The sequence below is a fragment of the Flavobacterium pectinovorum genome (assembly GCF_900142715.1).
Taxonomy (GTDB): Bacteria; Bacteroidota; Bacteroidia; order Flavobacteriales; family Flavobacteriaceae; genus Flavobacterium; species Flavobacterium pectinovorum.
On record NZ_FRBX01000002.1, the window covers coordinates 451,723 to 475,500 of the forward strand.

General features: G+C 33.7%; 23 protein-coding genes. 4 read left to right on the plus strand and 19 right to left on the minus strand.

Features of this window, described 5'->3' with window-relative positions; all coding sequences use genetic code 11:
- Positions 1-63 precede the first annotated feature (63 nt).
- The 3 genes from BUE22_RS08530 to BUE22_RS08540 all read left to right on the plus strand — a co-directional run bounded on the left by BUE22_RS08530 (position 64) and on the right by BUE22_RS08540 (position 2,295).
- Positions 64-1,170, plus strand: coding sequence for an endonuclease/exonuclease/phosphatase family protein (locus BUE22_RS08530; RefSeq protein WP_073395020.1), 1,107 nt, complete (start codon positions 64-66; stop codon positions 1,168-1,170).
- Positions 1,171-1,278: 108 nt separating this feature from the next.
- Positions 1,279-1,818 carry a 3-hydroxyanthranilate 3,4-dioxygenase gene (locus BUE22_RS08535; RefSeq protein ID WP_073394584.1) on the plus strand — a complete coding sequence of 180 codons (540 nt, stop codon included), beginning with the start codon at positions 1,279-1,281 and terminating at the stop codon, positions 1,816-1,818.
- A gap of 165 nt (positions 1,819-1,983) precedes the next feature.
- Positions 1,984-2,295 carry a hypothetical protein gene (locus BUE22_RS08540; RefSeq protein WP_073394585.1) on the plus strand — a complete coding sequence of 104 codons (312 nt, stop codon included), beginning with the start codon at positions 1,984-1,986 and terminating at the stop codon, positions 2,293-2,295.
- A gap of 3 nt (positions 2,296-2,298) precedes the next feature.
- On the opposite strand, the gene BUE22_RS08545 is transcribed toward BUE22_RS08540, so the two are convergent.
- Both BUE22_RS08545 and BUE22_RS08550 read right to left on the minus strand, forming a co-directional pair.
- Positions 2,299-2,589 carry a type II toxin-antitoxin system RelE/ParE family toxin gene (locus BUE22_RS08545; protein WP_042563244.1) on the minus strand — a complete coding sequence of 97 codons (291 nt, stop codon included), beginning with the start codon at positions 2,587-2,589 and terminating at the stop codon, positions 2,299-2,301.
- A gap of 45 nt (positions 2,590-2,634) precedes the next feature.
- On the minus strand, positions 2,635-3,594 hold the full coding sequence (locus BUE22_RS08550; protein ID WP_073394586.1) for an MBL fold metallo-hydrolase: 960 nt from the start codon (positions 3,592-3,594) through the stop codon (positions 2,635-2,637).
- A gap of 182 nt (positions 3,595-3,776) precedes the next feature.
- Here BUE22_RS08550 and amaB point away from each other — a divergent pair, with 182 nt between their 5' ends.
- Positions 3,777-5,330 carry an L-piperidine-6-carboxylate dehydrogenase gene (gene amaB / locus BUE22_RS08555; RefSeq protein ID WP_073395021.1) on the plus strand — a complete coding sequence of 518 codons (1,554 nt, stop codon included), beginning with the start codon at positions 3,777-3,779 and terminating at the stop codon, positions 5,328-5,330.
- Positions 5,331-5,401: 71 nt separating this feature from the next.
- Here the strand turns inward: amaB and BUE22_RS08560 are convergent, their stop codons facing one another.
- From BUE22_RS08560 to BUE22_RS08640, 17 genes are all read right to left on the minus strand, one after another.
- Complete coding sequence (locus tag BUE22_RS08560; protein WP_073394587.1) at positions 5,402-8,161, minus strand: pectate lyase family protein; 2,760 nt, start codon at positions 8,159-8,161, stop codon at positions 5,402-5,404.
- Between the two features lie 582 nt (positions 8,162-8,743).
- Positions 8,744-9,517, minus strand: coding sequence for a Bax inhibitor-1/YccA family protein (locus BUE22_RS08565; protein WP_042563247.1), 774 nt, complete (start codon positions 9,515-9,517; stop codon positions 8,744-8,746).
- A 163-nt stretch (positions 9,518-9,680) separates the two neighbouring features.
- Positions 9,681-11,072, minus strand: coding sequence for an NADH-quinone oxidoreductase subunit N (locus BUE22_RS08570; protein ID WP_073394588.1), 1,392 nt, complete (start codon positions 11,070-11,072; stop codon positions 9,681-9,683).
- 64 nt (positions 11,073-11,136) lie between these two features.
- Positions 11,137-12,576 (minus strand): complex I subunit 4 family protein, encoded by a 1,440-nt coding sequence (locus BUE22_RS08575; protein ID WP_073394589.1) that lies wholly within the window; start codon positions 12,574-12,576, stop codon positions 11,137-11,139.
- 10 nt (positions 12,577-12,586) lie between these two features.
- Complete coding sequence (gene nuoL / locus BUE22_RS08580) at positions 12,587-14,470, minus strand: NADH-quinone oxidoreductase subunit L (protein ID WP_073395022.1); 1,884 nt, start codon at positions 14,468-14,470, stop codon at positions 12,587-12,589.
- A 6-nt stretch (positions 14,471-14,476) separates the two neighbouring features.
- Complete coding sequence (nuoK, locus tag BUE22_RS08585; protein ID WP_026982591.1) at positions 14,477-14,797, minus strand: NADH-quinone oxidoreductase subunit NuoK; 321 nt, start codon at positions 14,795-14,797, stop codon at positions 14,477-14,479.
- Entirely contained in the window at positions 14,797-15,336 is a 540-nt protein-coding gene (locus tag BUE22_RS08590) for an NADH-quinone oxidoreductase subunit J family protein (protein WP_042563250.1), read from the minus strand. The genes nuoK and BUE22_RS08590 overlap by 1 nt, the downstream gene beginning before the upstream one ends.
- Positions 15,337-15,882: a NuoI/complex I 23 kDa subunit family protein gene (locus tag BUE22_RS08595; protein ID WP_042563251.1), complete on the minus strand. Its 546-nt coding sequence runs from the start codon at positions 15,880-15,882 to the stop codon at positions 15,337-15,339.
- An 88-nt stretch (positions 15,883-15,970) separates the two neighbouring features.
- Positions 15,971-17,029, minus strand: a complete 1,059-nt coding sequence (nuoH, locus tag BUE22_RS08600; protein WP_207384878.1) for an NADH-quinone oxidoreductase subunit NuoH — start codon at positions 17,027-17,029, stop codon at positions 15,971-15,973.
- Entirely contained in the window at positions 17,029-18,060 is a 1,032-nt protein-coding gene (locus BUE22_RS08605; protein WP_042563252.1) for an NADH-quinone oxidoreductase subunit G, read from the minus strand. The genes nuoH and BUE22_RS08605 overlap by 1 nt, the downstream gene beginning before the upstream one ends.
- Positions 18,061-18,153: 93 nt before the next feature.
- Positions 18,154-19,524: an NADH-quinone oxidoreductase subunit NuoF gene (gene nuoF / locus BUE22_RS08610; protein WP_073394590.1), complete on the minus strand. Its 1,371-nt coding sequence runs from the start codon at positions 19,522-19,524 to the stop codon at positions 18,154-18,156.
- Between the two features lies 1 nt (position 19,525).
- Positions 19,526-20,056, minus strand: a complete 531-nt coding sequence (locus BUE22_RS08615) for a complex I 24 kDa subunit family protein (RefSeq protein ID WP_026982598.1) — start codon at positions 20,054-20,056, stop codon at positions 19,526-19,528.
- A 75-nt stretch (positions 20,057-20,131) separates the two neighbouring features.
- Positions 20,132-21,370, minus strand: a complete 1,239-nt coding sequence (locus BUE22_RS08620; RefSeq protein ID WP_042563254.1) for an NADH-quinone oxidoreductase subunit D — start codon at positions 21,368-21,370, stop codon at positions 20,132-20,134.
- 25 nt (positions 21,371-21,395) lie between these two features.
- The gene (locus BUE22_RS08625) at positions 21,396-21,917 is read right to left on the minus strand and encodes an NADH-quinone oxidoreductase subunit C (protein ID WP_042563255.1); all 522 of its coding nucleotides are present in this window, start codon (positions 21,915-21,917) and stop codon (positions 21,396-21,398) included.
- 1 nt (position 21,918) lies between these two features.
- Positions 21,919-22,467, minus strand: coding sequence for an NADH-quinone oxidoreductase subunit B (locus tag BUE22_RS08630; protein ID WP_042563256.1), 549 nt, complete (start codon positions 22,465-22,467; stop codon positions 21,919-21,921).
- A 154-nt stretch (positions 22,468-22,621) separates the two neighbouring features.
- Positions 22,622-22,987 (minus strand): NADH-quinone oxidoreductase subunit A, encoded by a 366-nt coding sequence (locus BUE22_RS08635; RefSeq protein ID WP_042563257.1) that lies wholly within the window; start codon positions 22,985-22,987, stop codon positions 22,622-22,624.
- 244 nt (positions 22,988-23,231) lie between these two features.
- A complete protein-coding gene (locus tag BUE22_RS08640; protein WP_007137066.1) occupies positions 23,232-23,426 on the minus strand; it encodes a cold-shock protein in 195 nt (64 codons plus the stop codon).
- Positions 23,427-23,778: the final 352 nt, after the last annotated feature.

Genomic DNA, 23,778 nt, shown 5'->3' on the forward strand with positions numbered 1-23,778 from the left:
TAAAATAAATATAATTTTCTTACAAATAATTAAATGTTTACTTTAGATTTTTATTCAACACCAATGACACATAAGCTTAAAGTAAAGTTCTTATTCGTATTCTTTTTTTCAATTTCTTGTTTGTTTGCACAATCTAAAAAGTACACAATTCACACCGTAGCTTTTTATAATTTCGAAAATCTATTTGACACTATAAATGATCCAACTACACATGATGACGAATGGACGCCAACCGGAATTCAAAATTGGACAAAAGAAAAATATCAGCAAAAATTAAAAAACCTTTCAATCGTTTTGTCAGATATTGGAAGTCCGGAGAACCCAAACGCACCAACAATAATTGGTGGTTCTGAAATTGAAAACAGAGGTGTTTTAGAAGATTTAATCAAAGAACCCAAATTGCTTAAATTCGATTACGGAATCATTCATTTTGATTCTCCGGATAAACGAGGAATTGATGTGGCGTTATTGTATCAGAAAAAATATTTTAAGCCAACATCCTATTCAAACATACCTTTATATATTTTCAAAAATAAAGAGGCTATCAAAGAAGATGAAAAGGAAGAAACTGAAAACGAGGAAGTAAAAATAAAACATCAAAACAATAGGGTTTTTACAAGAGATCAGCTTTTAGTGACCGGCTATTTAGAAGGTGAAGAAATAAGCATTATAGTCAATCACTGGCCGTCGCGCTCTGGCGGAGAAAAAACTTCGAGTAAATTTCGGGAAGAAGCGGGCAAATTAAACAGAAAAATTATCGATTCGCTACAGCGTATAAATCCAAATGCGAAGGTAATTACGATGGGAGATTTAAATGATGGACCTTATAATAAAAGTGTAAAAGAAGCTTTGGGTGCAAAAGCAAAAAAGGCAGATGTTCCTGAATTTGGCATTTATAATCCTTTTGAAGAAATGTTTTATAAAGGAATGGGAACGTTGGCTTTTCGGGATTCCTGGGATATTTTTGATCAGATTATAATATCAAAATCATTGATTGATCCTGATTTTGATTCTTTTAAATTTTGGAAAGCCGGTATTTTCAACAGATCTTATCTTATCCAGACTTCCGGAAAATATAAAGGATATCCGTTGCGGCATACATTGACAGAAGTTGGTTTTAGCGATCACTTTCCGGTTTATATTTATTTGATAAAAGAGATGAGATTGTAGAGACGCACCGCAGTGCGTCTACGTTCCTATAATAAAAACCGATAAGACGCACTGCGGTGCGTCTCTACAAATTCACTATCTTAGCTTTTCATAAAATTCTAAAAGAAAATGTCAATAGCAAAACCTTTTAACCTTACCAAATGGATCGACGAAAACCGTCATTTACTTAAACCGCCTGTTGGAAACAAAAATCTTTATGTAGATTCCGGTGATTATATTGTAATGATTGTTGCAGGTCCAAATGCCCGAAAAGATTATCATTATAACGAAACCGAAGAGCTTTTTTATCAGCTTGAAGGAAGTATAAAAGTGGTTATTCAGGAAGATGGTGAACGCAAAGAAATGGAATTACATGCGGGTGATATGTATCTTCATCCTGCAAAAATCCCACATTCTCCTGTTCGTTCCGAAGGTTCAATAGGTTTGGTAATCGAGCGCAAACGTGCCGGAAAAGAATATACTGATGGATTGCTTTGGCATTGTGATAATTGCAATCATAAACTATATGAAGTGTTTTTTGAATTGCATAATATAGAGAAAGATTTCCTGCCACATTTTGAACATTTCTATAACTCTGAAGATTTAAGAACCTGCGATAATTGCGGAACTGTAATGGAAAGTGATCCTAGATTTGTTGCGAAGAAATAGTTTTTTAGGAGCTAATCTAGCTATTCGTTCCAATCTTTTGTGTCCGTCGCAACTAACACAAAAGGATTTCCACTTCTATCTGGGCTAATTCATTATAGTAATATTTTTATTTAAGAAAGAATAATATTATATTTGTATCATAAATGAAATAAAATTAAACCATAAATGATACAAGAAATTATCACATATAAAAATATAGTTAATAGTATTGAGGATTTAATTGATAAGTCTCCATTTAAAAAAGCTTATATTATTGAAAAAGCAGGTATACCAAGTCCTACTTTTTATAGAAAGCTAAAAACCCAAACCTTCACTCCGGATGAGATGCTTTCTATAGCAAAAATACTTTCTCCAGTAGAAAATTTCCGATTAGAACTAAAAGCAGAAATCGAACAAGGTAAACTTGATCTAAAGAATGGGAATTTTATAACCCATGGGGAAGTATTAGAGGAATTGAAAAGAAAAAAACTGATATAAATTTTACAAATTAAACATGTCTATTGGTTGTTGACGATTATTCCAAAAAGCAATTAACGTAATAAAGTTTTCTTCTACTTCGTAATATAGGGTAATTTGTTTTGAAATCAATATTTCTCGACATTCCAAATCGGGCCTGTATTTTCCTAATTGAGGGTTGTTTTCCAGTATTTTAGTAATATGCATAACATTTTTTATAAACTTTTTAGCAATCAAAGGAGTCCAATAGTGTTCAAGATAATTCTGAATACTATCAAAGTTATATTTTGCTTTTTTAGACCAAATAATTTCCATTCAAATTTTAATTATTGGCTAAATTATAAAAATTAACTTACAAATTTATAACTCAAATCTTTTCCCTTGTTCAGGATAAATAATTTTCAATCCTAAATCGTTTTGATTTTTGATTTGCTCTTTAATTTTAATGATGTTTTTTGTTGGAGGTTTTAAATGTGTAATGATAATTTTAAAACCTTTCAAAGTATCTTTTCCTGCAAGTTCTTCCAAAACATGCATTTCCTGCATTAAATAATTGGGAGTTAAATGTCCGAACAAAAATTTATCTGGCTGTTCATTCGGGAACGAAACTTCAATAAAAATTCCCTTCAATTGTTTGCTTTTTACTAGTGGCGCAATTGCAGTCCATAAATCGCGTAAATCATTGCTTTTTTCAACAGCGTCTGGTCCTGTGTCACCAAGGTATAATGCATAATCTTCTCCATTTTTAATTAAAAAAGCAGTGCTCTCAAACGGATTGACATGACTTAACGGAAAAGCTTTTACCGTCATTTTTGTGTTCGTTAAAGGAGTTTCTTCGTCAATATTTAAAGTTTGGAAATGGTATTTTTTCAAAGGAAAACCAACGCCGGCATCTCCAAAATTTGCCCAGGTTTGATCGTTAAAATAATGGTTTTCCATCATTTGCATGCATTTGTCAGTTGCGTAAACTGTTTTTGAAGAATCGGCCGGAGAATTAATGATTAAACCTGAAACGTGATCTAAATGTGCATGCGAAATCAAATATCCTTTTATATATTTTCGTAAAACGTCACTTGTGGAAACTTTAAAAACCTTGTTTTCAATTGCTTTTTCGATTCCCGCATTTACAGTTCCGGCGTCAAGGCAGATATAATCCTTTGTATTTATTGGAGCCAATAAATATGCAGAAAGATTTTTTTCGTCGATTCCGCCTTTTATTCCCAATGGAACAACTTGAAAAGAAGCTTTTTGTTCTTTTTGAGAAAATGCATTAAATGAGATTAAAAGGAAACAAAGTAAAAGCCTGTTGAAAATGGTCATATCCGGATTTTTTTAGGATACAAATTTCATTAATTAAAGTGAATAAATAGAGGCTTATTCCTGAAATTCATATGAAATAACGCTAAATTTACGTTTATTTTAAAATATCATTTAAATTGTATTTCAATTCGAAAACAATATCTTTACATAAAAATATAACAATTTTAACTAAAAAAGTTACAATGACAACAATAGCATCGCAATTTGGAATGAATGAGGCTCTGGATAAATTGGGCATCAAATTGATAAATGAAGGAACATCAACAGGGATCAATAATTTTTCATCAGGAGAAGTTCTAGATAGTTTTTCACCTGTTGACGGAAAATTGATTGCTTCGGTAAAAATGTCAACTCAGGAAGATTACGAAAAAGTAATGCAGGCTGCAACAGCAGCTTTCAAGACATTTCGTTTGATTCCTGCACCACAACGTGGAGAAATTGTACGCCAGTTTGGAGAAAAATTGCGTCAGAATAAAGAAGATCTTGGTAAATTGGTTTCTTATGAAATGGGTAAATCATTGCAGGAAGGCTACGGTGAAGTTCAGGAAATGATTGATATCTGTGATTTTGCCGTTGGTTTATCAAGACAATTACACGGATTAACGATGCATTCTGAAAGACCAGGACACCGTATGTATGAGCAATATCATTCATTGGGGGTTGTAGGGATTATTTCGGCATTTAATTTTCCGGTTGCAGTTTGGGCCTGGAATACAGCTTTGGCTTGGATTTCGGGTGATGTTTGCGTTTGGAAACCTTCTGAAAAAACACCTTTATGCGGAATCGCTTGTCAAAATATTATTGCTCAGGTTATCAAGGAAAACAATTTACCAGAAGGTATTTCATGTTTAATTAATGGCGATTACAAAATAGGAGAATTAATGACGGCTGATACACGAATTCCGTTAATCTCAGCTACAGGTTCAACCCGAATGGGGAAAATTGTTGCTCAGGCAGTTGCCGGACGTTTAGGGAAATCGCTTTTAGAATTAGGAGGAAATAATGCTATAATTGTAACTCCGGATGCAGATATTAAAATGACCGTAATTGGTGCTGTTTTTGGTGCTGTAGGAACGGCAGGACAACGTTGTACATCGACGCGTCGTTTGATTATTCACGAAAGTATTTATGATAAAGTAAAAGATGCTTTGGTTGCAGCCTATGAGCAATTACGTATAGGAAATCCGCTTGACGAAAACAATCACGTTGGACCGTTAATCGATACTCATGCAGTTGAAATGTATGCAATTGCATTAAATAAAGTTGTTGCCGAAGGAGGAAAAATTCTGGTTGAAGGTGGAGTTCTTTCAGGAGAAGGTTATGAAAGTGGATGTTACGTAAAACCTGCAATTGCCGAGGCTCAAAATTCATTTGCAATTGTACAGCATGAGACATTTGCTCCGGTTTTATATTTAATTAAATATTCGGGTGATGTAGATAATGCTATCGAAATTCAAAATGGAGTAGGTCAGGGATTGTCTTCGGCTATTATGACAAATAATTTGCGTGAAGCTGAGAGATTTTTATCGGTAGTTGGTTCTGATTGTGGTATTGCAAATGTAAATATCGGAACTTCAGGAGCTGAAATTGGTGGAGCTTTTGGTGGAGAAAAAGAAACAGGAGGCGGACGTGAATCAGGTTCTGATGCCTGGAAAATTTATATGCGCCGTCAAACCAATACCATTAATTACACGACAAGTTTGCCATTGGCACAAGGTATAAAGTTTGATTTGTAATTAAATTAGATGATAAGTAATAAGAAAGGCTTCCATATTTGGAAGCCTTTCTTTTAAAATTTAGTTAGTTATTATTTCTTTAGAATGGTTTGATTAATTGTACCATTGGATGTATAAATTTTTGCAAGATAAGTTCCGTGAATAAGTTTGCTTATATCGATACTTTCGGTATTTTTCCCTGATGAATTGACCAATGTTCCCGAAATATTATAAATCTCGATTTTTTCTACTGTTTGGTCTGAATTAGAAAGATACAATACATTAGTAACAGGATTAGGATATAAAACAACTTTTGCAGTTTCTGTTTCTGCAGTTGGTGTTTGTGCAATACGTAAAGTACTTCCGCTATATTGTGTACTAATGTAGAATAAATTTGAGGTGTCTTTTTTTGTTATTGTATGGTTTCCTGTAGCAAGTGTCACAGTCACAATTCCTCCTGAAGCAGTTTTATCTACGTTGTCCACTTTAATTGTTGCTGCCGCTTCAACAAATACCAAAGTCAAAGTGCTTGACTGAGTTGTTGTGAAAGTTATACTTGTAGATGACTCAATTTTAAGGCATTGTGTCAATGTCAAGCCGTTGTATGTTACTGTTCCTTTTGTTGTAGATAGATTTCCTGTTATATTGTAGAAAGAACTCGTTTTTCCTGAAGTTGTAAAATTGTGTATTTCATTTCCACCTGGATTATTTGTTGTTACCGTTATTGTGCCAGATCCTGTTGCAGCTGAGCCGGATGATCCGGTTGTAGCGATTGAATAAGATAATGTTGCAGTTGGTGTTCCGGTAATTGTGATTGTTTTTGCTGTTGTATTTTTCACAAAACTAATTCCCGATGCCGGTAATCCTGTTACTGTTGCATCTGTTGCGCTACCTCCCCATGTAAATACGATTGAACCTATTGCAGTTCCGCTCGCAACTGTTTGATTATTATTGGCAGTTGAAGTTAAAGTTTGTGTCGATGCTGCTGTAACAGTTATAGTTCCAGATCCCGTTGCTGGTGTTCCTGTTCCTGTTGTAGCAATAGAATAGGTTACAGTTGCAGTTGGTGTTCCTGTAATTGTGATTGTTTTTGCTGTTGTGTTTTTCACAAAGCTTATTCCTGATGCAGGTAAACCGGTTACAGTTGCATCAGTTGCGTCTCCTCCCCATGTAAATACAATAGAGCCTATTGCTGTGCCACTTGTAACGGTTTGGTTATTGTTTGAAGTTGAAGTTAAAGTTTGAGAACTTACAGGAGGATTATTCGTGCCATCCTGAACAAATACTAAAGTTGTCTGATAATTTACAAGGGCAGCTTTAAGAGCTGTATTAACAGCATCTGCAGTATCATCTACAGCATTATTGAAAGTCCATTTTAAATCTCCGCCAGAAACGCGCCCTGCATATTGCATTACATTTGTTTTTGCAGTTTCAGGGCTATCAGGAGTGTAAGAATACATAACACTCGAATTAGTATCAAAATTGTTGTAAGTATTAGCGCCCTGTTTAGATTTTATACTGCTGCTGATAGTTTCGTTTCTTGTTGAAGCAATATAAGCATCAAATTCAACCGGATTTGTGCTTGCGTCATAACCTACAAAACGTGTGTGCCCGCTAATCGTGTTGTTGAATGCTTTTATTGTTCCGCCATTTTCACTTGAAAAAGTTCCTTCAGCCCCGTTATATACATCAGTTCCCTGCATCGAAGTTAGCATTGGATATTTGCAATTACGGAAAAAGTTATTTTCAACAAAAACAGATGAACCTAATGTTGATCCTACGCCGTATTTTGAATTTCCGTCATAATAATTGTTGTAAACGTGAGCTGAATAATAGCGCACACGAGGATGACGAGAATCAGAATGGTCGTACCAATTGTGATGATACGTGATGTATAATCCCGCAGTTGTTCCTTCGCTTAATCCTAATAGATTTGATTTTCCCGAATCCCAAAAGTGATTATATGAAAACGTAACATAAGTTGACTTTTTGCAATCCATTGCTCCGTCTCCTTTTACCTGATCAGCATCACTTCCTGCATCTCCATAGAATAAATCGCAGTTGTGTACCCAAACATAATCGTTGTTTTGCTGTAATCCGATATTGTCACCTTCGCTGCTATTACAGTTCATAGTTCCAATATTTCTAACTTCGATATTAGAAGCGTTTTTAATTCTTATTCCCCATCCGTCAGCTACTGCATCGTTTCCAATACCTTCAAGAGTAATATAACTTGATGCGTTTTTATTATTTTCTATCGCTATATCGCCACTTTGCATATACGATAGATCTGTAATTTGTCCAACCAAACGAACAATTAGTGGGCGTAAATCTTGGCCTTTCTTGTATCCATCCAAAATAGTTTGTAAACCTACGCAGGGATTTGTTGTTGCTCCCGTAACATTTAGTGATACAGTGTTTTTTGTTTGTTCTGTAATGTATAGGATTACAGCATTACTCTTTATCGTACCATCAGCATTGTAACCACCTGGAACACGTCCGTTTGAAAAAGCGAAGCCGGTTCTATCCTGTGCTTTCACTGTAAGAGAGCCTGTTATTGTGCCAGTTCCTTCTGCTCCAGAAATTACAGGTTTTATTTTTACGGTGTAAGAACCTGCTTTTAATCCGGGAATGTCCGCACGGAAATAAGATCCATAACTGCGAATAAGCTGATTGTCAATTTTTCGATCAGTAATTCCTTCGCCTGTATAGTATACATTATACGATTGAGAATTGCTTACAGGTTGCCATTTTACAAATACAGATTCGAGCCATCCTGTAGATTCGGTAATTTGTTGCGCCCATGATTGCATAGATAGCAAAAAAATCAAAATTAGTAAGTTTTTTTTCATAATAGTTGGTTTAAGGTTAGTAAAGAATAATTTGTGGTTATTTACTAATTACAAAAAGTGGTTTTATTGTAATCGATTACACAAAAATAAATAAAATTTCGATATTCAAAATATTTTTATCATAAAAAAACATATATAATAAAAAATATTATGTTAAATTATGTATTATGTAATAAATTGCATTAATTGTAATTTATTACATAATATGAAAAATATTGCTTAAGTATTATTTTTACTACACTTTTAAGTACGGGTTAAATTTTATAATCAAATTATTTTAATTATAAATAGGAGATTTTAGAGTAATAAAAGAAAAGGAATAAAGTAAAGAAAAAGACTGTTAATTTGTTTTAAATAGTATAACTGCAATGAGTTTTTTGTCTCAATTTTGACTTAAATTTTGATAAACAAGAATGGAGTTTTGCTTTTTGGCGTTAAAAACTTTATTGATAATAGTATTGTGAAAAGTTAATTCACAACATAATTTCAATTAAAAAAAGATGTGGAGAACTAATATTTTGCAATAAAAAAGGCCTTTTTGAATTTTCAAAAAGGCCTTAGATTTTATGATTAAAAAAGAGATTAGTCTTTACTGGATAATTTTGATAATAATCTTAAAAATTCAATGTATAACCAAACTAATGTTACCATTAAACCCATTGCACCGTACCATTCCATAAATTTTGGCATTCTTTGCTGTACTCCTTTTTCAATTTGATCAAAGTCTAAAAATAAGTTCAAAGCAGCAATAATAATAACAAAAACACTAATTCCAATACTCATCATAGAATTTCCATGATGTACAGGAGTAAAGCTTGTAAACATAGATACCAGCCATGAAATTAAATAATAAGTTGCTATTGCTAATGTAGCGGCAACCACTACTGACTTGAATTGTTCTGTTACTTTTACGATTCTAAATTTATATAAACCTAAGCAAACTAAAAAAGTAACCAAAGTTGCACCAACAGCGTTAATCACAATTCCAGGATACATTGCTTCAAAAATAGCAGATATACCACCAATAAATAGTCCCTCAAACAAGGCATATCCGGGAGCCAGATAAGGAGAAAGATGTGGTTTAAATGCAGAAATTACAACTAAAATAAGTCCAACAACGGCACCACCAATCGCTGGCAGCATAATATTAATTCCGTTAAACGCCATCCACCATGTTACCATAGCAGCTCCGCATAAAATTAAAAATAAAATAGCTGTTTTATTGATTGTACCCGAAACACTCATTTCCTGATTGTAATCAATAATTTGTGCTTGGTGTACCTCTTCAGCTTTTGACACAGCATTTGATGAAAAACGCTTGTTGCTTAAAAATGGATTTTTTGAATTGAAGTTCATATTTTAATACATTTAATTAATCCCAAATATATGGAGTTTTTTTGATGTGCTATTAGTTCTTGATTTTTTTTAACATGATTTTTTCTTCGGAATAAATTCATCATAAAATAAAAAATCCATTCGTTAAGAGAATGGATTTTCTATATATTTTTTAATGATTTTTTTATCTCAATAAATCTAAAACTAATGAAGGAAATAATCCAAGTACAATGTTTAATGTAATAGAGATCACGGCAACAGCATATATAAGGAATGGTTTTCCGGTACGTTCTTCGTTTGCATCTTTAGAATACATTGCCAGAATTAGTTTAAAATAATATCCAACGCTAATAATTGAATTAATAACTGCTACAATTACCAATGCTATGTAACCAGCCTGAATTGTTTGGTCAAACAAGAATAATTTAGCAAAAAAACCTGAAAAAATTGGAATACCAGCCATAGATAACAATGATCCTGTTAAAATAGCAGCCAATAATGGATTCGTTTTTCCAAGACCGTGGAAGTTGGTAATATCTTCGTTATCCTGATTTTTGCAAACATATAAGATAACACTAAAAGATGCAATTCCCGCTAAAGCGTAGGCTGCAGTATAATATAATAGTACACCCGCAGAAGTTGAAATACTCAAGAAAGTCATCAACATGAAACCGGCATGCGAAATTCCTGAGAATGCCAGCATACGTTTTACATTTACCTGGCGTAATGCCATAATGTTTCCAACAGTCATTGATGCAATAGATACAATTACGACGATATTTTCAAAGGTTCCTAAAAGTTCCTGATTTTCAAGCGACGGAATTAAATTCAATCCTTCAATTAATTTGTATAATGTTGCAATGGCAATAACTTTTGCAAGTGTGCTCATCAAAGCAGTTGTCAGGGCAGGAGAACCTTCATAAACATCCGGAGCCCAAAAGTGAAATGGAACTGCTGCTATTTTAAAGAACATACCAATAATCATCAAGATCATTCCGATAGGAAACCAGATTGGTAATTCTGCAGATAATGAACTTTCGTGAATTTCGGCAACATCAAAACTTCCCATTGCTCCGTAGATCAAACAAATTCCAAATAAAATAATTCCTGATGCAAAAGATCCCATCAAAAAGTATTTCATACCAGCTTCGTTACTCTTTAAATTCAAACGGTCACTCGCTGCTAAAACATATAATGCAATAGATAGAATTTCGATTCCTAAGAAAAACATAGCCAGATTGCCAAAAGAAACCATTGCTACACCACCAGCTAATAAAAATATTTTTATAGCAATAAAATCTGAGATTTTAGTGGGATGGTTTTCATAAAAATTATGACTTAGCGCTACCAGGAAAATGGTCAGAATAATAAACAACGATGAAAAAGCAGTAGAGAATTTACTCACTGTAATCATGTTATTATAATAACTTTCTGTTGTGCCGAATTCTGAAAAATTAAGTGCCAAAACAGCCAGTAATCCAATTATGGTAAATGGAATAATGGCTTTTCTTAAATTAAGAATTTCAAATAATAGGCAGAAAATACCCAATCCTGTTATAGCTATTAATGTATTCATTTTTGTTTTTTTGATTTAGGAAACCGAAAACTAATGATGCCCTAATTTATTTTTATTTAAAATATTAATTTTTATTGATAACGTTTAAGATAGTTTCTAAACTTGGTGTTATCAAATCTGTAATTGGTTTTGGATAAAATCCGAAGAATATTAAAACCGCAATAATTACTACAAATGATATTCCTTCATTAACAGAAACATCTGCAAAAGTTTTAGAATTTGTATCTCCCAACATTACATTCTGAAACATTTTAAGCATATAATAAGCTCCTAAAATAATTGTTGTTCCGCCTAAAACAGCAAACCATACATTAATTTGAGAAAGGCTATATAAAACGGTAAATTCTCCAACAAAGTTAAAAGTACTTGGTAAAGCAACTGACGCTAAAACCAAAATCAAAAACATTGAAGTAAATTTAGGAGATTGAATACGAATTCCGCCCATTGCGTCAATTTCTCTCGTTTCAAATCTTCTAAAGATAATCTCAGCAGCAAAGAATAAACCAACTACAACAAAACCGTGAGCGATCATTTGCAAAACTGCTCCACGTAAACCATCGATTGTTAAAGTATAAGTTCCGGCAGCAATTAACCCAACGTGAGCCAAAGATGAATAAGCCAATAATTTCTTTAAATCTTTTTGTCTTAAAGCAACGATTGATCCGTAAATAACACCAGCAATTCCTAAAGCTATAAAAATATTCATGTATTCTTTTGCAGCAAGTGGCGCAATTGGCAACTGCCAGCGAATAACACTGTATAATCCCATTTTTAGCATAATCCCAGATAAAAGCATTGTTCCAACAGTTGGTGCTTTTTGATAAACGCTTGCCTGCCATGTGTGGAAAGGAATAATCGGAATTTTAATAGCATAAGCTAAAAAGAATGCAAGGAAAATCCATAATTGCTCACAAGCAGATAAATTCAACTTGTATAAGTCTTCGATAAGGAAGCTTTTTGCTTTTGTATATAAATAGATAAAAGCAATTAACATGAATAACGATCCTGCAAGTGTGTAAATAAAGAATTTGACAACTGCTTTTCTGCGTTCTTCAGCATCACCATTACCCCAAATAAGGGCAATAAAATATATAGGAATAAGAGATAATTCCCAAAAAATATAATATAAAAGTCCATCTCCCGCAAGGAAAGTTCCTGTCATGGCAAAGGCCATAAATAAAATTAAGGCATAAAAACCTTTTGCATTTTTATATTCATTTCCAAAAGAGGAAAATATAATGATTGGCGTTAGCGCAACAGTTAACAAAAGCATTGCAATTGCTAATCCGTCAGCATTTAAAACGAATGAAATTTTAGGTTGTGTAATCCAGGCGTTGATAAAACTAATGTTTTCGCCTGCATTAAAATGACTTAACAATACTAAAGAACAGCCTAAAGCCGCTAAACTAAAGAACAAAGCAACTTTTGAAGCTAGTTTGTCACCAACAAAATAAGTGGCAAATGCACCAATTAAAAGAATAATTAATATAAGAGAAACGTTCATAGTTGTTAAATTATTTAGCTAAAAATATATAGGAAACAATGGCGCAAAGACCTAAAACAAAGGCAAAAAGATATAATCCGATGCTTCCGTTTTGTAATTTTTTACCTTGAAAACCTATTTCATTGGTTACTTTTCCTAATCCGAATACAAGTGCAGATAAACCAGTCTCTATATAGTCTCTGAAGAATCTTGACAATACGTTGATAGAACGAACAAATATGGCATCGTAAATTTCATCTACATAATATTTGTTGTAAAGTACTTTTGTTAAACCAGTAATGTTTTCATCTGCTTCAGGAACATTATCTTGTTTGAAGTATTTGATGTAAGCAATTAAGATTCCTAATAATCCGCCTAAAACAGCAATACCCATTAAAGTATATTCTGTAGTTCCCAAATGATGTTCTTCGCCTGCAGCTTTTGTAAAAAGTGGAGCCAAATATTCGTTTAACCAACTGTTTCCAGGTAAACTAATCAATCCGCCAAAAGTAGCTAAGACTGCAAGGATCATTAAAGGAAAAGTAATTAAACCGTTACTTTCATGTAAATGATGTTTTTGTTCTTCAGTTCCTCTAAAATCTTTAAAGAAAGTTAAAAACATTAATCGGAACATATAGAAAGCAGTCATAATTGAAGCGATAGATCCAACAATATATAATGGAATACTATGGTGGAAAGCTGTCATTAAGATTTCATCTTTTGAAAAGAAACCTGAGAAAAACGGAACTCCTGAAATTGCTAATGATGAAATTAACATTGTCCAAAAAGTGATTGGCATTGCTTTACGCAATCCACCCATTTTGCGCATATCCTGCTCTCCGTGTAAACCGTGAATTACAGATCCTGAACCTAAGAAAAGACAAGCTTTAAAGAAAGCATGCGTGATTACGTGAAAAACAGCTACTTCATAAGCACCAAATCCTAAGGCCAAAAACATTAATCCTAATTGAGAAACGGTAGAGTAGGCCAAAACCTTTTTAATATCTGTTTGAACTAAACCAATTGTTGCGGCAACTAATGAAGTGATAGCGCCAATAACAGCAATAACAGTTTGAACATCCGGAGCTAAATCAAATACAAAGTTTAATCTCGTTACCATAAAAATACCGGCAGTAACCATGGTTGCAGCGTGAATTAATGCTGAAACCGGAGTTGGTCCTGCCATCGCATCAGGCAGCCAAGTGTATAACGGAATTTGTGCAGATTTACCACAAGCTCCAATAAACAAGCATAATGCAGCCAATGAAAGCAATGGTAAATTTAAATTTGTTGCTCCCGCAATTGCAGTTTTTAAAGTAGCATAATCTAAAGTTGAGAACATTGAACCAATAATGAACATTCCGATTAATAAACCTAAATCTCCAATTCTGTTCATGATGAAAGCTTTTTTCGCAGCATCATTATAATCCTGATTTTTATACCAAAATCCAATTAATAAATACGAGCAAAGTCCAACACCTTCCCAACCAATGAATAAAACTAGTAAGTTACTTCCAATTACAAGAGTAATCATGAAAAACACGAACAGATTTAAATAAGCAAAAAATTTGTGCATATTTTCATCATCATGCATATAACTAATAGAATATAAATGAATCAAAGAACCAATACCTGTTACAAAAAGCAACCAAAGCAAAGATAATTGATCTAATAAAAATCCAAGATTGATATGTAAGTTACTGATCTGAATCCAGTCAAATAAAGTTATCTGAATGGCTTTTTCAGTTTGGGTAAGTTGATTGAAAAAGAAAATTGTAACAAGAAAAGAAACTAAAACAGAAACAGTTCCAATAATTCCGGAGGCTGTTTTTCCTAAAGTTTTTCCAAAGAAAACATTGATTAAAAATCCTAAAAAAGGAGCTAATACTAAAACTAAAGCTAAATTGGTATCCATTTCCATTTATCCTTTTAAATTTTTTAAATTATCGATACTAATCGAACCTAAATTTCTAAAGATCGAAACTAAAATAGCCAATCCAACTGCAACTTCTGCCGCAGCAACTGCCATCGAGAAGAATACAAAAACTTGTCCTTGCGCATCTTGATGATAAGTTGAAAAAGCAACAAATAAAAGGTTAACAGCATTCAACATGATTTCGATAGACATGAATACAATGATTGCATTTCGTCTATACAATACACCAAAAACACCAATACAGAAAAGTACAACACTTAAAAAGATGTAGTTTTCAATACCTATTTGATTTAATATATTACCCATTATTTATTTAATTTTTCTTTTTTAGACAATAGTACAGTTCCAATCATTGCTACTAAAAGTAAAACTGAAGCAAATTCAAACGGAACCATATATTCATTCAACAATATTTTACCCAATACTTTAATAGATTGGAAATCTTCTCCGGTCGAATCGTAATCACCAACAATTGGTTTTGAATTAATGAAAATTGCAATCAATACAATGCAAATCAAACAGAAAGACACAATTGCGCCTAAACGTGTAATTCTAGGTCTGTGTACTTGATGACGTTCGTTAAGATTCATCAACATAATTGTAAACAGGAACAAAATCATAATTGCTCCGGAATAAACTATAAGATGTACTATAGCTAAAAATTGAGCATTCAATAGTAAATAGTGGCCAGCAATTGAGAAAAAACAAATCACTAGATAAATAGCACTATGAATTGGGTTTCTGCTAAAAATGGTCAGGAAAGCGGTGATTACCGTAATAAACGCTAAGAAACAAAATATAATTTGTACAGTTGTTGCGTGTGCAAAATCAGGAATATGTATCATTTAGTTAGCATTATTAAGTTGAGCATTTTTGATTGCCACATCAAGAGGCATCACTAATCTGTCTTTTCCAAAAATAAAGTCTTCTCTTTCATAGCTTGATGGAACCAAAACTTTTGAAGTAGTCAGGTAAATTGCATCTTTCGGACATGCTTCTTCACATAAACCACAGAAAATGCAACGCAACATATTGATTTCATATATAGATGCGTATTTTTCTTCTCTATACAAATGTTTTTCATCTGCTTTACGTTCTGCAGCTTTCATCGTGATTGCTTCAGCAGGACATGATAAAGCACATAATCCACAAGCTGTACAGTTTTCACGACCTTGTTCATCACGTTTTAACTGGTGTTGACCACGATAAACTGGACTCATTTCACGCACTTGCTCAGGATAGTGAATCGTCACTTTTTTTCTGAATAAATGTTTAAGGGTGATATATAATCCTTTCACAATCGCCACAAGATACAATCGCTCCCAAAAAGTCATCTCTTTATTAGAGACCATCTTTTTTCTACCCGATAATGATATAGTTTCTATTGACATTTTATAATGTATGATTTACGATTCGCAATTTGACGGTAAAATCAAATTCTAAATCTATTTATTTTTATTTGAAGCTGACAATACGGTTTTAGAATCCTAAAGCGGCAGCTATATCGTGTCTCAAAATGACAGCACCCGTAATCATTATATTAATAATTGAAAGCGGAATCAAAATTCTCCACCCTAAATTCATTAATTGATCGTATCTAAATCTTGGAATTGTCCAACGTACCCACATATAGAAAAATATGAAGAAACATAATTTTGCAAACAATGCTGCAATTCCTAATATATTAGCAATATTTACTCCTGCATGTTCTACCATCCAGCTCATTCCAGGATAGTTATATCCTCCAAAGAATAAAACAGATATGATAGTAGCTGAGATAAACATACTCGCATATTCAGCAAATAAATAGAATCCCATTTTCATTGATGAATATTCTGTGTGATAACCTCCAATTAATTCATTTTCACATTCTGCTAAATCAAAAGGAGTTCTGTTAGTTTCTGCAAACGAACAAATCAGGAAAATCAAGAAAGATAAAGGTTGGTAAAATACGTTCCAGTTCATTTCTTGTTGTTGAAGAGAAATTTCTCTTAAACTTAAAGTTCCGGTCATCATCAACAAAGCAATCATTGATAATCCCATTGCGACTTCGTAAGAAACCATTTGAGATGCTGCACGAACAGCTCCCATTAAAGAGAATTTATTGTTAGAAGCCCATCCACCAATCATGATGCCATAAACTCCAATAGAAAGTACTCCAAAAATATATAGAATACCAATATTAATATCAGTTGCTTGTAAAAGAACATCACGACCAAAAATGTGTAATTTGTCTCCCCAAGGAATTACCGCACTTGTCATTAAAGCTGTACTCATGGCAATTGCCGGTCCTACAACAAATAAAAATTTGTTAGGTGTGTTTGGAAAAAACTCTTCTTTTGAGAATAATTTCATACCATCTGCAAGCGGTTGTAATAACCCTCCCCATCCGGCGCGGTTTGGTCCTACACGATCCTGAAGAAAAGCCGCAACTTTACGTTCAGCCCAGGTAGAATACATTGCCATGATCATTGTTATGGCAAAAACCACAACAATTACAACACTTTTCTCTATAATAAACGTACCATCTACCATCATTAAGAAATTTTGTTGTTAGTGTTTAATGGAATTTCAGCCATACTAATTTTTTTACGGTCTATGTCTCTACCCATAAGGATAGTTTTTTCAGTATCGATTTCTACTTTCTCTAATTTTTGAGTGTAGTTATTTTGGTTGATAACAGAATCTTTTTCAAATTCTCTTGGTCCTTCAATTGTCCAATCGTTTACATTTTTATGATCAAAACGACAAGAGTTGCAAATGAATTCTTCCACTTCATGATACTCGTCTTTACGGCCAGTTACACGCTGAATTTCTCCTCCAAACATCCAAACTGTTGTTTTTCCACAACATCCCGGAGTTGTACATTCTCTGTGAGCATTATAAGGTTTGTTGAACCAAACTCTTGATTTGAAACGGAAAGTTTTATCGGTTAATGCTCCAACCGGGCAAACATCGATCATATTTCCAGAAAACTCATTATCAATAGCTTTTGAGATACCAGTAGAAATATTAGCATGATCTCCACGATCTAATACTCCATGTACTCTATTGTCAGTCAACTGATCTGCAACTTGTACACATCTTTGACATAAAATACAACGGTTCATATGTAATTGAATATTCGGACCAATATCTTCTGGCTCGAATGTTCTTTTTTCTTCTATAAAACGTGATTTCGGATTTCCGTGCTCGAAACTTAAGTTTTGTAAATCACATTCACCGGCCTGATCACAAACGGGGCAATCTAATGGGTGATTGATCAATAAAAATTCTGTTACAGATTTACGGGCTTCCGTTACTCTGTCAGAAGATTTGCTGTTTACTTCCATTCCGTCCATACATCCTGTTACACAAGATGCCATTAATTTTGGCATTGGTCTTGGGTCAGCTTCGCTTCCTTTAGAAACTTCAACTAAACAACAACGACATTTACCGCCGCTGCCTTTTAATTTTGAGTAATAGCACATGGCTGGCGGTACCAAATCTCCACCAATCATACGTGCAGCCTGTAGAATCGTTGTTCCTGGCTCTACGTCTATACTTTGACCGTCTATGGTTACTTTCATCTCTTATTGATTTGAATGTTGAAAGTCGGAATATTGAAAAGAATTGCTGTCCTTTTTTATATTGTTAACTTTATAACTTTCTGCTTATATTTTTTATACGATTACTTTACCGCCTACTAAATGCTTAACTTGTGAAAAAGGTTCAGCAACAAAGTGATCTCTATGTTTAATTTTTTCAGGGAAACGAACATGGTATTCAAATTCATCTCTAAAATGACGAATAGCTGCTGCTACCGGCCAAGAAGCTGCATCTCCAAGCGGGCAAATTGTGTTACCCTCGATTTTACTTTGAATACTCCACAATAATTCGATATCTTCTTCGCGGCCTTGACCGTTTTCGATTCTCCACAATATTTTTTCTAACCAGCCTGTTCCTTCACGACAAGGTGTACATTGTCCACAAGATTCGTGGTGGTAAAAACGTGCAAAATTCCAAGTGTTTCTTACTACACAAGCAGTATCATTGTAAACGATAAATCCTCCTGAACCTAACATCGATCCGGTAGCAAAACCACCATCACTTAAAGATTCGTAAGTCATTAAACGATCTTCACCATTTGCTGTTTTGAAAATTAATTCAGCAGGTAAAATTGGCACTGAAGATCCTCCAGGTACAAACGCTTTCAAAGGTCTGCTCGAAGACATTCCTCCTAAATACTCATCAGAATTCATGAATTCGTCAACACTCAACCCTAATTCAATTTCATAAACACCAGGATTTTTAATGTGTCCTGAAGCAGAAATTAATTTAGTTCCGGTTGAACGTCCAATTCCAATTTTTGCATAATCATCTCCAGAGTTGTTGATGATCCAAGGCACAGTTGCGATAGTTTCAACGTTGTTAACGACTGTTGGATTTGCCCAAAGTCCTGAAACTGCAGGGAATGGTGGTTTAATACGAGGGTTTCCTCTTTTACCTTCCAAAGATTCTATAAGTGCAGTTTCTTCTCCACAAATATAAGCTCCGGCTCCACAGTGAACGTGTAACTCTAAATCGTAACCTGTTCCTAATATATTTTTTCCTAACCAACCTGCAGCTTTTGCTTCGTTGATTGCTCTTTCTAAAATTTTGAAAACCCACATATATTCTCCACGAATGTAGATATAAGATAAGTTAGCGCCTAAGGCAAAACTTGAAGTAATCATTCCTTCGATCAATAAGTGAGGAATAAATTCCATCAAATAACGATCTTTAAAAGTTCCTGGTTCAGATTCGTCGGCATTGCAAACTAAATGTCTTGGTTTTCCTGATTTTTTATCAATAAAACTCCATTTCATTCCAGCTGGGAAACCAGCACCACCACGACCACGAAGTCCTGATTTTTTTACTTCTTCAACAACTTCGTCTGGCGTAAGTGTTTTCAAAGCTTTTTCTACAGAAGCATAACCACCATTTTGGCGATATACTTCGTAGGTTTTAATTCCTGGAATATTGATTTTATCTAATAATATTTTTTGTGACATATTATTTATCGTGTAATATTATTTTATCATCTCTGCAATCAGCAATTAACTGATCGATTTTTTCTTCTGTCAATTTTTCTTTGTAGAAATCGCCTAATTGCATCATCGGAGCGTATCCGCAGGCACCTAAACATTCTACTCCGGCAATGGTAAACATTCCATCTGGAGTTGTTTCTCCCATTTTAATGCCTAATTTTTCAGAAGTATAATCCATTAAATTTTCGGCACCATTTAAACAACAACAAGAAGTCTGGCAGAATTCGAACATGTATTTTCCAATTGGTTTCTGGTTGTACATGGTATAAAAAGTAACCACTTCGTAAACCTCAATTGGTTTGATGTGCAAAATTTCAGCAACCTTATCCTGCAACTCAGTACTTAGCCAGTTGTCGTGTGCGTCCTGCACTTCATGCAAAACAGGCAACAAAGCTGATTTTCTTTTGTCTTCAGGATAATGACTGATCAATTCATTGATGCGAGTCATCAATGCTTCAGTCATGTTTATTTCTTGTTTGTAATGTTTTCTTTCCATTTTATTCTTTTTTTGCCACTAAGGCGCAAAGTCACAAATTTTTTAATCTAAATTCTACAATCTAAAATCTAAATTTTACGCGTCTAATTCTCCGGCAATTACATTTAAACTTGACAGAATAACAATTGCATCAGATAATAATGATCCTTTAATCATTTCAGGATATGCCTGGTAATAAATGAAACAAGGTCTTCTGAAATGTAATCTATATGGAGTTCTGCTTCCGTCTGTAACTAAATAAAATCCGATTTCTCCATTTCCACCTTCAACAGGATGGTAGATCTCTGCAACTGGTACAGGAACTTCTCCCATTACAATCTTAAAGTGGTAAATCAAAGATTCCATAGAAGTGTAGACATCTTCTTTTGGAGGAAGGTAGTAATCTGGAACTTCTGCATGATATTCGTTTCCTGCCGGCATTTTATCCAACGCTTGACGAATAATACTTAAACTTTCCCAAACTTCAGCATTACGAACACAGAAACGATCGTAAGTATCACCTGATTTTCCAACGGGAACAGCAAAATCGAAATCTTCGTAAGAAGAGTAAGGCTGTGCAACACGAACGTCGTAATCAACTCCGGCAGCACGTAAGTTTGGACCTGTAAATCCGTAAGCCATTGCTTGCTCTGCTGAGATTGCACCTACGTCTACGGTTCTGTCAAGGAAAATTCTGTTTCTTTCGAATAAGTTTACAAATTCTTGCCAAGCGACAGGGAAATCTTGTAAAAATACATCTAATTTGCGGAATGCTTCTGGTGACCAATCTCTTTCGAAACCACCAATTCTTCCCATATTTGTTGTTAAACGAGCACCACAAATTTCTTCGTAAATCTCGTAAACTTTTTCTCTAAATTGAAAAACGTATAAGAAACCTGTATACGCACCAGTATCAACACCAAGAATCGAGTTACAGATTAAGTGGTCTGTAATACGTGCCAGCTCCATTACGATAACCCTTAAATATTGAGCTCTTTTAGGAACTTCAATATTAAGTAATTTTTCTAATGTCATCCACCATCCCATATTGTTTATAGGAGAGGAGCAATAGTTCATACGGTCTGTAAGTGGCGTAATTTGATAAAAAGGACGATTTTCGGCAATTTTTTCGAAAGCTCTGTGGATGTAACCAATCGTTGGTTCAGCCTCAAGGATTCTTTCTCCATCCATCAACAGGATATTTTGAAAAATACCGTGTGTAGCTGGGTGCGTTGGCCCTAAATTTAGTACAGAAAGCTCGCTTCCGTCTTCGTTTAGTTTTTCCTTTATTATTTTAGCATATCTATGCTCTGGTGGTAATAATAGTTCTGACATTTTATAATGTTGAATTATTTATTTTTTAGCAATTTGTTGTTGTTCTTCCAAAGAATCTGTCATCCTTATCTGTTCTTCCGCTGTCTTCCATTGGGAATTCTTTTCGCATTGGGAACGATATCATTTCATCCATATTCAAAATACGTTTCAATTGCGGATGACCAATAAAGTTAATCCCGTAGAAATCGTATGTTTCTCTTTCCATCCAATTTGAACTTAGGAAAATATTTGAAATGGTTTTTATCTCTGGTTTTTCACCGTTTAAGAATACTTTGATTCTAATACGTTTGTTTTCGTACCAATTGTGCAAATGATATACTATTGCAAACTGACGATCTGTTTCGTTGTCCGGATAATGAACACCGCATAAATCGGTTAAAAAATGGAATCGTAAATCAGAATCGTTTTTCAAAAAAAGAATCAGGGCTGTGATTTTGTCAGCAGTAGTTTCTAGTGAAAAAATATCTCTTTCTTGTTGAAAGTTAAAAACACTTGTGTCAAATGTTTCTGTAAGTTTATCTTGAATCAGGGTATTTTCTAAAGCCATCTTATGAAATGTTATATGAAGCTAGTAATTCTTGGTATTCTGGAGAACTTCTGCGTCTCACAGATTCGCTTTTTACCAATTCCTGAAGTTTCATTACTCCATCAACAATTTGTTCTGGTCTTGGAGGGCATCCCGGAACGTAAACGTCAACAGGAATTACTTTATCAATTCCTTGTAAAACAGAATAAGTATCGAAGATTCCGCCTGATGAAGCACAAGCTCCAACTGCAATTACCCAGCGAGGTTCAGACATTTGTTCGTAAACTTGTCTTAAGATAGGTGCCATTTTTTTAGAAATAGTTCCCATTACCAGCAACATATCTGCCTGACGAGGAGAAAAACTCACACGCTCAGAACCAAATCGTGCTAAATCGTAGTGTGAAGCCATTGTGGCCATGAATTCGATACCACAGCATGAAGTTGCAAAAGGCAAAGGCCATAATGAATTGGCTCTTGCTAAACCTACAACATCATTTAGTTTTGTAGCGAAGAAACCTTCTCCTACAACTCCTTCTGGCGCTGCAACCATATTTACATTTGAATCGCTCATTTTATTTTAGATTTTAGATTTCTGATTTTAGATTTTGTAAACCTGAAAATCGAAATCAATTTTAAAAATCGATTATATTTTAAGAAACTTATTTTTTCAAATCTAAAATTCTAAATCAAACAATCTAAAATTTAAAATCTGAAATCATAAATTATTATTCCCAGTCTAAAGCTTTCTTTTTGATGATATAGAAGAAGCCAACTAAAAGCAAAGCCATAAAGACAATCATTTTAAGCATTCCCTCAACACCAAGTTCTTTAAAGTTTACTGCCCAAGGATAAAGGAAAATTACCTCTACATCAAACAATACAAACAAAATGGCTACTAAGAAGTATTTTACAGAAAAAGGAATACGGGCGTTACCAACAGATTCGATACCGCACTCAAAGTTTTTATCTTTAACTTCTGAAGTTCTTTTTGGACCTAATTTTCCAGAAACAATGATGGTTCCTACCACAAAACCTACAGCTAAAATAAACTGCATTAAAATAGGAAGATAACTGTATTGATCAGATTGCATAATCTTGGGGGTTTTTTACTTAAAAAATGAGCCACAAAGATAGCTTTCAACTCTGTAAATCACAAGCTAAAAAAGGATTTAAGTGGGTAACAAAAGGGTGATTGTTTGTAATTTTTATTGATTATAAATAACAACAACCTATTTTATGTTTTTTTTAAGATTTGAGCAAAAAAAAACGTCTCGAAATTAATCGAGACGTTTTAAAACCATTCAGAGGCAAAAAAAATAAATTGCTATATTTTTCTTAGATTACTGCTACTTTAGCAGCAACTTTCCCTTTTCTTCCTTCTTCTTCTTCATAGCTTACACGGTCACCTTCGCGTAATTCTTCCGCGTTAATTCCTGAAGCGTGAACGAAGATATCTTTTCCTGTTTCTTCGTCTGTAATGAATCCATAACCTTTAGATTCATTGAAAAATTTTACTGTACCTGTACGCATTGTAATTGTAATAATAATTTATAATGTAGCAAATGTAACATATAAATTCATACAAAAGACAATAAGGTGTTAATTTTTTGTAAAAATTATTGATTCACAGTGTTTTCGCTATTTATATTGCATCAATTTACATATGGATATGCTTTAATTGAGAATCATTTATTGTAAGAATAAAAAGTAGGAATTTTTTAAATTATCTTCAAAATTATTTTTTTAATAGAACAATTCGCTTTCTCATCATCAATCTTAAGTTTACAAATCGTGTTTCTCCTTTAAAATAGGCATTGCTTCATTATCAAGCATAAAAAAACTGCAGCTAATTTTTTAGCTGCAGTTTTTTAATTTTAAATTT